12 protein-coding genes are annotated in these 13723 nt (G+C 71.9%); 10 read left to right on the forward strand and 2 right to left on the reverse strand.

Features of this window, described 5'->3' with window-relative positions; all coding sequences use genetic code 11:
• The first annotated feature begins 70 nt into the window (after positions 1 to 70).
• Both AB0I69_RS39235 and AB0I69_RS39240 read left to right on the forward strand, forming a co-directional pair.
• Positions 71 to 1387, forward strand: coding sequence for an MFS transporter (locus tag AB0I69_RS39235; RefSeq protein WP_363100540.1), 1317 nt, complete (start codon positions 71 to 73; stop codon positions 1385 to 1387).
• Between the two features lie 283 nt (positions 1388 to 1670).
• Positions 1671 to 2627: a DUF4232 domain-containing protein gene (locus AB0I69_RS39240; RefSeq protein ID WP_363100541.1), complete on the forward strand. Its 957-nt coding sequence runs from the start codon at positions 1671 to 1673 to the stop codon at positions 2625 to 2627.
• 240 nt (positions 2628 to 2867) lie between these two features.
• Here the strand turns inward: AB0I69_RS39240 and AB0I69_RS39245 are convergent, their stop codons facing one another.
• Together AB0I69_RS39245 and AB0I69_RS39250 are read right to left on the reverse strand one after the other, a co-directional pair.
• Positions 2868 to 4004: a 4-hydroxy-3-methylbut-2-enyl diphosphate reductase gene (locus AB0I69_RS39245; RefSeq protein WP_363100542.1), complete on the reverse strand. Its 1137-nt coding sequence runs from the start codon at positions 4002 to 4004 to the stop codon at positions 2868 to 2870.
• Positions 4005 to 4176: 172 nt separating this feature from the next.
• The gene (locus AB0I69_RS39250) at positions 4177 to 5565 is read right to left on the reverse strand and encodes a hypothetical protein (RefSeq protein ID WP_363100543.1); all 1389 of its coding nucleotides are present in this window, start codon (positions 5563 to 5565) and stop codon (positions 4177 to 4179) included.
• 220 nt (positions 5566 to 5785) lie between these two features.
• Here AB0I69_RS39250 and AB0I69_RS39255 point away from each other — a divergent pair, with 220 nt between their 5' ends.
• From AB0I69_RS39255 to AB0I69_RS39290, 8 genes are all read left to right on the forward strand, one after another.
• On the forward strand, positions 5786 to 6769 hold the full coding sequence (locus AB0I69_RS39255; RefSeq protein ID WP_363100544.1) for an acyltransferase domain-containing protein: 984 nt from the start codon (positions 5786 to 5788) through the stop codon (positions 6767 to 6769).
• 29 nt (positions 6770 to 6798) lie between these two features.
• The gene (locus tag AB0I69_RS39260; RefSeq protein WP_363100545.1) at positions 6799 to 8655 is read left to right on the forward strand and encodes an acyl-CoA dehydrogenase; all 1857 of its coding nucleotides are present in this window, start codon (positions 6799 to 6801) and stop codon (positions 8653 to 8655) included.
• Entirely contained in the window at positions 8652 to 9746 is a 1095-nt protein-coding gene (locus AB0I69_RS39265) for a ketoacyl-ACP synthase III (RefSeq protein ID WP_363100546.1), read from the forward strand. The genes AB0I69_RS39260 and AB0I69_RS39265 overlap by 4 nt, the downstream gene beginning before the upstream one ends.
• A complete protein-coding gene (locus AB0I69_RS39270; RefSeq protein WP_363100547.1) occupies positions 9743 to 10585 on the forward strand; it encodes an SDR family oxidoreductase in 843 nt (280 codons plus the stop codon). Before AB0I69_RS39265 ends, AB0I69_RS39270 begins: the two co-directional genes overlap by 4 nt.
• Positions 10582 to 11715 (forward strand): beta-ketoacyl-ACP synthase III, encoded by a 1134-nt coding sequence (locus AB0I69_RS39275; protein WP_363100548.1) that lies wholly within the window; start codon positions 10582 to 10584, stop codon positions 11713 to 11715. The genes AB0I69_RS39270 and AB0I69_RS39275 overlap by 4 nt, the downstream gene beginning before the upstream one ends.
• Positions 11688 to 11948 carry a phosphopantetheine-binding protein gene (locus AB0I69_RS39280; RefSeq protein WP_363100549.1) on the forward strand — a complete coding sequence of 87 codons (261 nt, stop codon included), beginning with the start codon at positions 11688 to 11690 and terminating at the stop codon, positions 11946 to 11948. Before AB0I69_RS39275 ends, AB0I69_RS39280 begins: the two co-directional genes overlap by 28 nt.
• Complete coding sequence (locus AB0I69_RS39285) at positions 11945 to 13159, forward strand: beta-ketoacyl-[acyl-carrier-protein] synthase family protein (RefSeq protein WP_363100550.1); 1215 nt, start codon at positions 11945 to 11947, stop codon at positions 13157 to 13159. Before AB0I69_RS39280 ends, AB0I69_RS39285 begins: the two co-directional genes overlap by 4 nt.
• Before the next feature lie 62 nt (positions 13160 to 13221).
• Positions 13222 to 13674: a MarR family transcriptional regulator gene (locus tag AB0I69_RS39290; protein ID WP_363100551.1), complete on the forward strand. Its 453-nt coding sequence runs from the start codon at positions 13222 to 13224 to the stop codon at positions 13672 to 13674.
• Positions 13675 to 13723: the final 49 nt, after the last annotated feature.

The following is a 13723-nucleotide window of genomic DNA, read 5'->3' on the forward strand; positions in this document are numbered from 1 at the left end:
TGGCGGTGGGGAGGACGCCCCAACGGGCGCCCGCTCCCGCACCGCCCCGCCGTGCAGCGGAAGGTTCCTCGTGGCATCGCGGCGCTGGTTCCGTCGTACCCCACCGGCCCGGACGCAGCGGAAGGAGTCGGCCTCCGCCTCCTATCGTTCGGCTCTCAAGACCCCCGGCGCAGCGGCCTTCTTCCTGGCCGCGGCCCCCGCTCGGGTGGGCGTGGCCATGGCCGGCCTGGCCGTCGTATGGCTCGTGCACGGGCAGACCGGGTCCTTCGGTGTTGCCGGTCTTGTCACTGGCTCGTTCGCGGTGGCGGAGACGCTGGCGGGCCCTCAAGTGGCCCGTCTCATCGACCGGTTCGGGCAGACCCGGGTCCTCGTACCCTGCCTGTGCGCCCACGCCGTGGCCATTGCCGTCCTCGTGGTGCTTGCCATGAGCGGAGCGACCGCCGTGCCCCTGATGGCGGCCGGACTCGCGGCCGGGGCGACCATCCCGCAGATCGGCGCGCTCGCCGCGGCCCGCTGGTCGGCTCTGCTGCACGGCAAGCCCGAACTCACTGCGGCCTTCACCCTCGAAGCGATGAGCAACGACCTGGCCTTCCTGGTCGGCCCGACCCTCGCGGTGCTGGTGGCCACCACGCTGCACCCGGCCGCGGGCACCGTGGTGGCGGCATCGCTCGTCGTCGGCGCCGGGCTGACGTTCGCCGCACAGCGTCGGACCGCGCCGCCACCGTTTCCCCCGCGCACCGGAAGCACGACCGCGCGGCACCCAGGAGGGCTGCTGTCCAAGGGCTTCGGCACACTGCTGGCCGTCAATCTGGCCCTGGGTGTCTTCTTCGGCTCGATGCAGGTGTCGGTGAGCGCCTTCGCCGCGGCACATCACGCCGCCCCGTCGGCCGGGTTCCTGTACGGGCTGATGAGTGCGGCGAGCCTGTTGGCGAGCGTGACCTACGGCCGTCAACGGTGGCGCACAGCGCCCAGTGTCCAAATACGGCTGGCCCTGACGTTCCTGGCCTGCGCGTCGCTGCTGCCGCTGCTGGCGGGTACTCCTTGGCAACTCGGGCTCGCGCTCCTGTTGCCGGGTATGGGCATCGCTCCGTGCATCATCGTGTCCTCGACGCTCATCGAGTCGGTCGTGGACCGGGCGCTCCTGACGCAGGCGTTCACCTGGACCAATTCGGCGAGCGCGACGGGCATCGCCCTGTCAGCCAGTGCGGTCGGCCGACTCGTGGACGGCCCGGGTGGTGCGCGTGCCGGCTTCGCGGTTCCCCTCCTCGTCCTGGTCGCGACCGCGGCCCTGGTCTGGCTCAATCGCGGCGCATTGGCCGCGGCGGCATCTGCGGCGGTCGACCGGGAGGAACCGGCGGAGCGTGGACCGGACCTGAACCGGACGTGAAAGAGGCTTGGACGCGGTTGTCCTGCTGTGCTTGAGGGCTGCGTTTCCCCTCGGCGCGGCAGGCTCGCCTCGCTCGTCATGACTGAGCGGCGCCGGCTCAGTGGGAGCTCGGTCCGCCACGAGCAGCACGAGAAGCCGAAGTCGCCGGTGGTGGAAGTCTTCGCAGTTGTCCTCACCGGCTTGCGACCAGGAGCGCCGCCGCCCCCGGACTTGTGACACCCCTGTGACCGGAATTATGGCCTCCACCACATGCGCAGGGTTCACACGCTGATCAGATGACCGGATGCCCAGACCCGCCGTCCTCCGTCCGGCTCCAGTCCGCACCGCCCCTTTCCTGTCGGCTCTCGCCGCGACCGCTCTGCTGCTCACGGCCTGCGGGACGGAACGCGCCGGTGCCGGGAACGCCGGTGCCGGCACGGCCGAGTCGCCATCCCCCACACAGGTCCACGATCCGGGCAAGGACGGCGTACGGATCACCGCGCTGACCCTCCCCTCGGCCTCCCCCTCGCCCACCCGCAGTTACTCCGTCTCCGCCGAGAGCCTCGCCAGGGACTCGGGGATCGTCGCCGCCTACGAAGTCACCAACAAGGGCACCGAGACCCTGACCTACTCGGTCATCATCACCTTCATGAGCGCCGACGGCGGGGCCATGGCCAACCAGACCGCGACCGTCCGCGACGTCGGCCCCGGTAAGACCGTACGAGGCACGGTCCGGGCCGGCGAACTGCCGCCCACCACACCGCGGGTGACGCAGGCCAAGGTGCTCGAAGTGACCAAGGTCCCCTCAAGTGAGGCGCCGGCCGCACCAGGCACGTGCCCCGCCTCCGGGATCCGGGTCAGCGCCGACAAGGGTGACGCGGCCATGGGGCTGCGCATCGTGGGCCTGCATCTCGACAACTGCGGTACGCGCGACTACACCATCGACGGCTACCCGCTGCTGGAGCTCCTGGACGTCGACCTCAAGCACGTCGACGGCATCAAGATCCTCGACGGCAGCCACGAGATCACCACCGGCGCCGGAGCCGACGAATCGCCCCGTCCCGTCACGCTCGGGCCCGGCGAGTCGGCGACCGCCGGCCTGGTCTGGCGCAACACCACCGAGTTCGGCACGCCGGTGAACGTGCCCTACGTGCGGGTCCGGGCGAAGGCCGGTGCCGACCCGGTGATCGTGACCCCGAACCTCGACCTCGGAACCACCGGAAAGCTAGGGGTCAGACCGTGGGAGAAGGCAGAGCGCTGAGCGGACCCTGCGAAGTCCATTGCTGACCCCGGGCGCGGGCCTCCTGATCGCCGGCTTCCTCATCTCCGCCCGGCGGCCGGGCCGGGCTGCGGATATGCGGATCAGGCGATCTGGCCGGAAACCGTCAGTCCGCGCCGGGACCTGTCCCTGCGACTGAACGGCCGACAGCTGTTCCCGCGGCTCCGTGGCCGACTCGACGGCGGAGCCGCGTGCGAGTCGGCCACGGGGACCGTAAGTGGTTCATCTCGCGACGATACTGCGGGTGGTGTCGTGTGACGGTTCGGGATAGGAGCGCACCTCGCGGCGGATGTGACTCGCCGGTCCCAGGCCGTTCAGGGCCTGGCCCACCTCCCGTCGGCCGCGTCCGTCCGGTGTCGTGTCCAGCAAGGTGATCGTCGCACCGTCGATGTCGCCGGGGCGCAGATTCGCCAGCTCGGTCACGTCGCGGACTCTCACCCCGGCCAGAGCTGCCTGCGTGATCGCGGTCCTGATGGCGGGGGCGGATTCCTGGCCGGTGACCAGCAGGGTGTCGGACTGGGCCAGTGTCGAAGCGACGACCGTGTGCAGATCGTCCATGGTGTAGCACCATTCGCGCGGGTGCTGGCCCCGCAGGCGGGGATACCGTCGGCGCAGTACGTGCAGGATCTCGGCCACCTTGGACACGGCGGCACCGGGGGCGACGACGAACGCGAGGCGGTCGGGGTCGTTGATGGTGAGGAGCTCCGCGTCCTGTGAGGTCTGTACCAGGGTCGCGCTTCCGTCGAGGGCCTGCGTCGGCCAGGTCCCGGTGCCGGCGACCGGTACTCCTAAGACGACCACCTCGTCTCCACGGTCCAGGAACCGGCGCACGGCGCGCTTCGTGTTTCCGGCCGCGGGACAGGGGGCGCCGGCGGGGCAGCCGCACGGCTGCCATGGGCTGTGGGTGGCGTCGGTCGTCTGCGACGGCACCGGGGAACCCGACGTTCGAGGACCGTCGATGGCGCTCCCGGTGGGCGGCGTGATCACGTACAGCACCCGGCGGGTGCGCAGTACGGCTTGCCATGACTCGATCTGTCGGCCTGCGAAGGCGATTGCGGCGGGGTCGTCGCTGCGCGCGGCGAGGGCGAGGCCGCGATGTCCGCCTTCCGGTTTCTCGTAGGAGACGGTGAAGACCGTGGTCGGCGCCTCCGGGAGGGCCTCCGACAGGTCCGTGTCCGATAAGGAGAGGCTGTCGGCGACGAGCCCCGCTCGCCGGGCGTGCGCGGCTAACAGGTGGTGCGCGGGACAGTCGACCGGCCCGCGTGTGGGGTGCTTGAAGGATCTGGCCACTACGAGCGAGCCCGGGGCGATGTGCAGGGTGGGGGAGCGAAGTACTTCGGAGAGGACGCTTCGGTTCATCTTCCTGGTGGGGGTCGCAGGAACAGGCGTAGGGGGAGGGTGAGAAAGGAGACGGCTTCACCACCATCCAACAGGCCTGAATCTTCTTCTTTCCACCGTGGATTCCGATTTCACCCTGCCGGGGCAGTGTGAGCGGATGGAGGCGGTGACCCGGCGACCCGGCGCGGATCTCTCAGGGAACGTTTCCGGGACGGTGCGCGCGATCACTGTGACGGTCGGCGCCGGGACGTATCTCGCGTGTTCGTGCGAGGAGTGCCGCGGCGGCGGGGTGTGCGGCGTTGGGGCGGAGCCCGGCGGTCAGGGCGCGCAGCCGGTCGTCGGCGCGAGCGCTGTGTATGTGGGGGTGTACGTCGAGGAAGTCGTGCCAGGTTCGGCACGCCTGTTCGAGGTGGCCGGCCGCCAGTTGGACCTCGGCCAGTTCGGCGAGGCCGAGGGCACCGGACCGGCGTTCGTCGGAGGGGCGACACCGGAGTGACAGGTCGAGTGCCCGGGTGGCCCCGCGGTTGTCGCTCATGCGCCTGGCCACGGCGGCGTGTTGAAGGGCCAGGGAGCCGTGGTGGAAGGCGCCGACCGGTGAGGCCCCGCTCGACGACCTTTCCAGGCAGCGTTCGGCCGTGGCCAGCAGGCGGGTGGCGCGGGTGTCGTCCAGCCCCGCCTCGGTGACGGCCAACTGGCCCAGGAAGAAAGCCTGTTGGTGTGGTGGGACGTGACGTGCGCCGGTGCGGACGGCGGCCTCGGCCAGTCGCTGGGCTTCGGTGAAGTGTCCCAACGCGTGGGCCTGCACGCTCAGTCCGCGCAGGGCGAGCGCGTGTCCGACCGGGTCGCCCGCCTCGCGGGCGAGTTCGACGCTGGTGAGGTAGAAGCGTTGCGCGGCGGCTTGGCGGTTCATGTCGAAATGGAGGAACGCGCAGAGGTACGTGAGCTGGGCGGCCACCGTGAACAGCTCGCGTCGGACGGCGGGTCTCATGTCGCACCTGAGCCAGGGGAGGAGCGTCGTCGAGAGGAACTGGCGCAGCGGTTCGCGCACCGGTCCGGCCCCGAAGGAGGCGTCGGCCCGGGAGAAGAGGGCGAGCAGTTCCCTGGCGGAGGACACCTGGGTCATGTCGACGCGGGATGCCGGGTTGGCTGCGGAGGTCAGTGGTTTCGCGGCGAAGGGCGGTCCCTGCGGTACGGCCAGCGCCGCCAGCGAGTAGGCGCCGACGAGCGTGACGCTGCGCCGGCTGGTGTCGCGCAGTATCCGGTCGAGGCGTTCCACGGCACTCCCTTCACCCGGTGGTGTTTCGAGGCCGTGGTGCCACTGCCCGGGGCCGAGCAGCCCAGTGTCCTCCGCTCGGACGGGTCTGCCGAGGTGCCGGGAGAGGGCTTCCGCGACGAGGCCGGGTACGGGTGGGCGCGGGCGGCTGCCGGCCAGCCAGTGGGCGACCGTGGTCCGGTCGTAGTGACGCGGGGTTCCCTGGGTGGTGCCGAGCGCGTTGACCTGGCGTGCCAGGTGGGCCGCGGTCCAGCCGGCCTCGGCCAGGAGGAGGCGCAGGGCCTGATTCGGTGTCCGGGGTGATCGCACGCTCTTCTTCCTGTCCCGCTCGGCTGGTCGTCAGTACGGGCGTTCAACGCCCGCATGTGTTCAACGGGTTTGCCGCCCGCATGAGCGCTGGAAGCGCTTTCGGTCAGGCAGGCTCAGGGTGTGGCTCCACTGGCGGCCGTGCACAGTGCGCACGGGTCGAGCGCACGTTGCAGCCGTACGCCTCTTGTGCACAGGTGACCTGTCCGAACGGAAGGGTGAGATGCACACCAGCCCCGCGCGCAGACCGGGTCGTCCGTCCGACTGGCGGCGTTCCGTCCATCTGTTCCCAGGACAAGGGGACTTCTCCGTCAGCTCTCTGGTAAGCGCTGCCCGCGCCGACGGCGGCGTGCTCGCCGCCGCCCGTCAGGTCTTCCAGGAGATCGACGACAGCGTGGTCGGACACGGTCTGCCACCGCTCGGTCCGTGGCTGCTGGGGGCGAATCCGCCCAGCGGGCGCGAGCTGGCGCACGCGGCCACGGGAACTCCTCAACTCGCCCTGTTCGGAGCCTCGGTGACGGTGCATCAGGTGTTGTGCGACTCCTATGGGACGCCATCGGCCGTCGTAGGCGTGAGCTTCGGAGAGATCGCCGCGCTGACCGCCGCCGGAGTTCTCACCGTCCACGACGGCGCCCGCGCGGCCCATGACCTCTCACTCGTGCTCGCCACCTGTCCCGGCGGACTGACCCTCCTCTCCTGCCCCGAGCCGTCCGCCCTCCGTCTGTTGGAACGTGCCGGAGCGGCGGACGCGACGGTGGCCGTGGTCAACGACGACCGGTCGGTGGTCGTCGCGGGCCCCGTGCCGGACCTGGTGCGTGTCGAGAAGACGGCCGCGGACTCGGACGTGGCCGCGACGCGGCTGCGCCTGCCGTTCTCCTCCCACCATCCGTCGTTCGCCTCCCAGGCCGAGGTGTTCGCCACGTCGCTGCGCGCCCGTACCTGGTCCCAGGCTCGTTTCCCCGTGTACTCCGCCGTGGCCGGACGCCGTTACCGTCCGGACGACGACCTGGCACGGCGGCTGGCCGACTGCCTGGTACGGCCCGCCGTCGTGCCCGCCGTCCTGCGTCAGGCGGTCCGGCATCGTCCGGACGTCCTCTTCGAAGCGGGGACGGGGGACGCCCTGGCCTCCAGCGCCCGCAAAGTGCTGTCCGCGAAAACCGCGCCACCCGTCCACGCGCCTCTCGCCGAACCCGACTTCCCCTGGTGACCCCCGCTCCCCGACCTGGAGAACCAGCGATGTCCCTCGCGTCCCTCCCCGTGGCCACCCGTGACGAGCTGCAACGACTCCTCCACGGCCCCTGCGACTCGTCCTTCCTCTCCGCACTCCACAAGGCGCTCGCCGCCGGCTGCGGTCCCGATGCCGGAGAAGCCGCCGACAGCGGCCGACAACTCCTGCACCGCCTACGGCTGTTGGGCGAGACCCTGCCGCCGGCGGGCCGTCTCCTCGACGATCCGGCGCAGGTGGCCGCCCTCCACGCCTGGGCCGCCGTCGCCGACCCCTCCCTCTGCCTGGCGGCCCTGGTCCACCACCTGCTCTGCCTGGGGTCCATGGCCCAACTCGCCGACGACAAGGGCGAACACCTCGGCCGGCAGATGGAGGCGCTGCGCGCGGGCCGGGCCAAGGGTGTCTACCTGATCACCGAGGCCGGTCAGGCCAACAGCCACCTCGCGACCCGGACACACGCCGAACTCGACCGGGCCACCGGCGAGTTCGTCCTGCACACACCGGACCCGCAGGCCGCCAAGTTCGGCAGCGCCGGAACCCTGGACGTACCGCAGACGGCGGTGGTGCTCGCGCGCCTGGTCACAGACGGCACGGACCGTGGGGTCTTCGCGTTCGTGGTCGAACTGACCGATGACCACGGGCTGTTGCCCGGCGTCGAGGTCTCCTCACCGCTCGGGCTGGGCGCGCTGCCCCTCGACTACGTCCTGGTGCGCTTCCACCACGTCCGGGTGCCGTACGCCCACTGGCTGGCCGACGGGGCGGGCATCGGTGACGACGGCACGTTCCACGACCTTGCCGGGGCGAAGGAGGGGCGCCTGCAACGCACCCTGCGGGTGGGGCAGGGACTGTGGGCGACCATGCCGGCGGTCGCGGCGGCGACCGCCCGCCAGTCGGCCGTGCAGGCCGTCAACTACGCGCGGCAGCGCCGCACTCAGGGTCGGCTGGCACCCGGCGTCCCCCTGCTGACGTACCGGACCCAGCAACGCGCCGTGCTGGGCGCGTTGGCCGACGCGTTCGCCCTGACCTGTGCCGCCGACGGGGCCCGCACCGTGTGGGCGGAGTCCCTCGCAGCCCCTGCGGCCCGGACCGACAACGGGGCCGACGCGATGGGGTTCACACCGTGGGCCGCCGTCAGCCGCCCGCTGGCGGCGTACAAGGCCGCCACGGTCCGGCTGGCGGCTCGGATCACCGCCGTCTGCCAGAGCCGCTGCGGCTTCTCCGGACACCTGGACGTGAACGGCCTGGCCGCGTACCACGGCTTCCACCACACGTTCGACGCGGCGGGCGGGGACAGCCAGCTCATTTTCTACGACATCGGCCGCTCCCTCGCCGAAGAGGGCGAACAGGCACCAGAGGACGCCTCGTCAGCACCACCTGTGTCCCCGCACTGGTGGCCCGCGATCGTACGCGCCCATCAGGACCGGCTGACCCGGCACCTGTCGGAGCAACTGCGTACGACGGACCCGAGCACCCCGTTCGACGCCTGGAACCCGCTGCTGGAGGACGCCGGGCTGCTCGGCGAGGTGTACGCGGACGCGCTCGTCGCCGAGAACGTGCCCCGCACCCTCGACGGGATACACGATCACGAACTGGCACAGGCCCTTCGGCCGCTGGCGGCCCTGCACGGCGTGATGGCCGCCCGCCGCTGGTCCGGTTCACTGCTCGCCCACGGGACGTTGCGACCGGCGGACATCCGGGGACTGTCGGTGGTCGCCGACGAGCTGTGCGACGCGGTCGTACCGCATCTGCCGCTGCTGACCGAGGCGTTCGCCCATCCCGACGACGTCGTATGCGCCCCGCTGGCCGCCCCGGACTACGACACCGCGCTGCGCGCCACGCTCACCTGGACCCGAGGGGGAGCCGAATGACGGGCGAGCGCCGTATCGGCGTCCTCGGCATGGGCACCCATCTGCCGCCCACCGTCCGCACCAACGCCGAGGTGGCCGAGGGCGTCGGCGTGACGGCGGAATGGATCAGGGAACGTACCGGGGTCCTGAAACGCCACGTGGCCGGCCCGCACGAGGCGGCCTCCGACCTCGCGGCACACGCCGTCAGGTCCGCCGCCCGGGCCGCCGGCATCGACGTCGCCGACATCGGCCTGCTGGTCTGCGGCACCTCGACCCCCGACGAACTCGGACCGTCGACCGCCTGCCGGATCCAGACCCTGGTCGGCGCCTCCGACGCCGTCGCCCTCGACGTCAGCGCCGCCTGCTCGGGCTGGCTGTTCGCCACCAAGGTGGCGCACGACTGGCTGCGGGGCACCGAGGAGATCCGGTACGCGGCGGTGGTGGGCGTCGAGACGTACTCGAAGTTCCTCGATCCGGCCGATCGGGGCACGGCCGTCCTGTTCGCGGACGGTGCCGCCGCAGCCATCCTGGGGCCGGTGCCCGCCCCTGAAGGGTTCACGCACTTCAGCCTCGGTTCCGACGGCGCTCTCGCCGACCGCGTGCTCATCCCGGCGGGCGGCAGCCGTCACCCGGCCAGCCCGGCCACACTCGCCGACCGCGACCACTGCATCCGGATGGACGGCCGCACCATCAGCCGGTTCATCACCGATGTCTTCCCGCGGCTCATCACCGAGGCCCTCGAACGGGGCGGGCTGAGCATCCGGGACGTCGACTGTGTCGTCGCCCACCAGCCCAACCCCGTGCTGCTCAGGCGCATGGGCGCCGACCTCGGCATCCCCGCCGACCGTCTGGTGATCGTCGGCGACGAGGTCGGCAACATCGGTGCCGCCAGCACCCCGTACGCACTCGCCCGTGCCGCCGCCCGCAGGCAGTTGAGGCCCGGCGACCGCGTCCTCCTGGCCGTCTTCGGTGCCGGCATGACCTGGGGCAGCGCACTGCTCACCTGGAGCGGGGCGCCCGCCATCACCCCGGAGCCGGCCGTCCTGCCCGTAGCCACCCCAACCGGAACCGTCATCGGACAGCGGCCCGCCGCCGAAGGAGCCCCGCAATGAACGCCATGGACCTCTTCCGCCTGGACGGCGCACGCGCGCTGGTCACGGGCGCATCCCGGGGCATCGGCAAGGCCGTCGCCGAGGCCCTGGCCGACGCGGGCTGCGATCTGGCGGTGACCGCCCGCACGCTGCCCGCACTCGACGGCACCGTACGGGCCGCGGAGGAGCGGGGCCGCAAGGCGGTGGCCCTCCACGGGGACCTCGCCGAACCGGGCGTCGCGGCCGACCTCGCCGACGCGGCGGCCACCGCACTGGGCGGCCTGGACATCGTCGTCCACAACGCGGGCACCCTCCCGACGGCCGAGGACGGAAGCCCTCTGCTGACACCGCTCCAGCACGCCCGTCAGCAGGACTGGGACACCGTCGTCACCGTCAATCTCAACGCGACGGCCGCACTGTGCCGGGCCGCGCACCGGTACCTGGCCGACTCGGGCCGCGCCAGCCTGATCCTGATGTCGTCCGTCGCCGGGCTCGTCGGCACGCCGATGATGGAGGCGTACGCCGCCACCAAGGCGGCCCAGCTCTCCCTCGCCCGCAGCCTCGCGGTCGGCTGGGCAAGGCAGGGAATCCGCGTCAACGCCCTGTGCCCCGGCTGGACCCGCACCGACATGACCGCCTTCGCCAGCGGGACGGGCCCGCTCTCGGACTGGCTGACCAGCCATGTCCCGCTCGGCCGGTGGGCCACCGCGGACGAGGTGGTCGGCGCCGCCCTCTTCCTCGCCTCCCCGGCCTCGTCGTTCGTGACCGGGCACGCACTCGTCGTCGACGGCGGCCTGGCCGTACCCGACGGCGGCCTGGCAGGCCACCCCAAGCCCCCCTCGCCGTTCGCCGCGGCATGAACGCCCAGGACGGGAACCTCACGCACGCGGCTTCTCCGACGGCCGTCATCACCGGGATCGGATCCTGCCTCCCGCCGCACGTCGTCGACAACGACACGGTCGTCGCACGTGGCGCCCTGCACACGGACGACGCCTGGATCCGCGACCGCACCGGCATCACCCGCCGACGGCACGCCGACCCCGGCACCAGCACCGGCGACCTGGCCGTCGGCGCGGGACGGGCAGCCCTCGCCTCCGCCGGGGACCACCGCCCCGAGATGCTCCTGCTGGCCACCAGCACACCCGACCACCCCTGCCCCGCCACCGCACCCGCGGTCGCCCACCGGCTGGGACTGGGCACCATCCCCGCCTTCGACATAGCCGCCGTCTGCTCCGGCTTCCTGTACGCGCTGGCCACGGCGACAGCCCTCGTCCGCAGCGGCACCTGCTCCACGGTCCTGGTGATCGCCGCCGACACCTACACCAGCATCGTCAATCCCGCGGACCGGGAGACCGCACCGATCTTCGGCGACGGCGCCGGCGCCGTACTGCTGCGTCCGGGCACCCGGGACGAACCCGGCGCCGTCATCGCCGTAGACCTCGGAGCGGACGGAAGCGGCAGCGACCTCATCACCGTCCCGTACGGCGGATCCCGCCACCCGCACCACCTGCCGCCGCCGGAACCGGACGCACGCTACTTCCGCATGCGGGGCCGCACCGTCTACGCCCACGCGGTCCGCCGGATGACCCAGTCCGCGGGCTCCGTCCTCCGCCGGGCCGACTGGGCACCGGAGACCGTACGGGCCTTCGTCGGCCACCAGGCCAACCAGCGCATCCTCGACTCCGTCGGCGACCGCCTGGGCATCGCACCCGCCCACCGGTTCGGCAACATCGGCGAACTCGGCAACACCGCGGCGGCCTCCATCCCCCTGGTCCTGGCCGACCCCGCGGTCAACCGAGCCGTAGCCCCCGGTGCACGCTCCCTGCTGACCGCCTTCGGCGGCGGACTCACCTGGGCCTCCGTCGCACTGAACTGGCCCGCCGCCGTCCCCCGGTCGGAAGCACCGCCCACCGACCTGGACACCACGCCCCTGTGCACACCCGACCTCTCAAGGAGTCATCCGTGGACCGCGTCTACGACCACCTCGTGACCCTCCTCGCCGACAAGTTCGAGGTCGACGCCGAACGCATCGGTCCCGACGCCACCCTCGACGACCTGGACCTGGACTCCCTCGCCGTGGTGGAGCTCTACGTCACGCTCCAGGAGGAGTGGCAGATCCCGCTCGACGACTCCGCCGCCGCCGACCTCACCGTCGCCGACGTGGCCCGCTCGGTGAGCGCGCTCCTCGACGAACCGGCGTCCGGACGCGAGGCCGTGCAGTGAGCGAGGAGATCGCCGTCACCGGCGTCGGCCTGGTGACACCCGCGGGCGTGGGAGCCGAGCAGACCTGGAAGGCCGTGTGCGCGGGCAGGCCCACTGCTCAGGCGGACCCGGCCCTCAGCGGCAGCCCGGTGACCATGTCCTGCCGCGTACCGCCCCTGGAACGCGGGCCGGGGCGGCTCTGGCGCTTCGACCACGGCACCCGCTTCCTGCTCACCGCCGCCCGAGAGGCCCTCGGCGCGGCCCGCTTGGAGCCCGGCGACTGGGATCCCGCACGTGTGGCCGTGGTCGTCGGTACCGCGGCGGGCGGCATCGGCACCCTCGAAACCCAGCACCGCAAACTGCTGACCACCGGCCACGGCGTCCTGTCGCCCATGACGCTGCCCGCCTTCCTCCCCAACATGACGGCCGGACATCTCGCCCTCGAACTCGGCGCCACCGGTCCCTCCCTGCAGACCTCCACCGCCTGCGCCTCGGGAGCAACGGCCCTCATCATCGCCTGCCTCCTCCTGCAGTCAGGGGCCTGCGACATCGCCGTCGCGGGAGGCACCGACGCCATGGTCACCCCGTTGTGCGCCGCCGCCTTCGCCAAGATGGGCGCGCTGTCCCTCCGGAGCCACGATCCCGGCAGCGCCTCACGCCCCTTCGACAAGGACCGCGACGGCTTCGTCCTCGGCGAGGGCTGCGGGATGCTCGTCCTGGAACGAGGACGCCACGCCGCCTCCCGCGCCGCCCGCCCGCTGGCCCTCCTCGCGGGCCACGGCACCACCAGCGACGCCCACCATCCCACGGCACCACATCCTGAAGGGGCGGGACTGAGAGCCGCGACGCTGACGGCCCTGGAGCAGACGGGAGCCGGCCCGGACGACGTCGACCACATCAACGCCCACGGCACCAGCACCCCCCTCAACGACACTGTGGAAGCCACCGCGATCCGGGAGCTCTATGCCCGCCGACCACCATCGGTCACGTCCGCCAAGGGCGTTCTGGGGCACACCATGGGGGCCGCGGGAGCCATCGAGGCCGCCCTCACCGTGCTCAGCATCGTCAACAACACAGTCCCGCCGACCGCCAACTTCACCGCACCGGACGACAGCACCGCAGGCATCGACATCGTGACGACAGCCGGCCGCGCGCAACCCGTCCGCCTGGCCCTCAGCCACTCCCTGGGCTTCGGCGGACACAACACCGTCCTGGCCTTCACAGCAGCCTGAAGCTCCGCGATCTCTGATGTCGCAGGTTGAGGTTCCTTGCTTGAGCACGCTAACCTGCACGGATGACCGCCGAGGATGCCCTGACCGCACAGGAGGAGCGTTTCTGGCGTGCCCTGATGCGTGTCATCGTCGCGCTGCCGCGCTCACTGGACGACGATCTGCTGCGCGCCACGGGGCTGACGCTCACCGAGTACGTCGTACTGATGAGCCTGTCCGAGGCCGAGAACCAGGAGCTCCGCATGGCGGACCTCGCCTCGGCGACCGCGCTGTCGGCGAGCCGTATCACCCGCGTCGTGGACGCCCTGCAGAGCCGCGGCCAGGTCGTCAAGCGGCGCTACGAGGGAGACGCGCGGGGGAACGTCGCGACCCTCACCCCGGAAGGGCTGAAGCGACTTCAGGCGGCCTATCCGGTACACCTCGCGAGCGCCCGCAAGCGGGTCATGGACCACCTCGACGGCCGGTCGCTGTCGGCCATGGTGAGGCAGTTCGAAACGGTGGTCGAGAAGTTCGACTGACGGTCCGGCACCGTCGTCGTCACGCTGCACGTGAAAGGTCCCGGACACA

The sequence above is a fragment of the Streptomyces sp. NPDC050508 genome, from assembly GCF_040655155.1.
Lineage (GTDB): Bacteria > Actinomycetota > Actinomycetes > Streptomycetales > Streptomycetaceae > Streptomyces.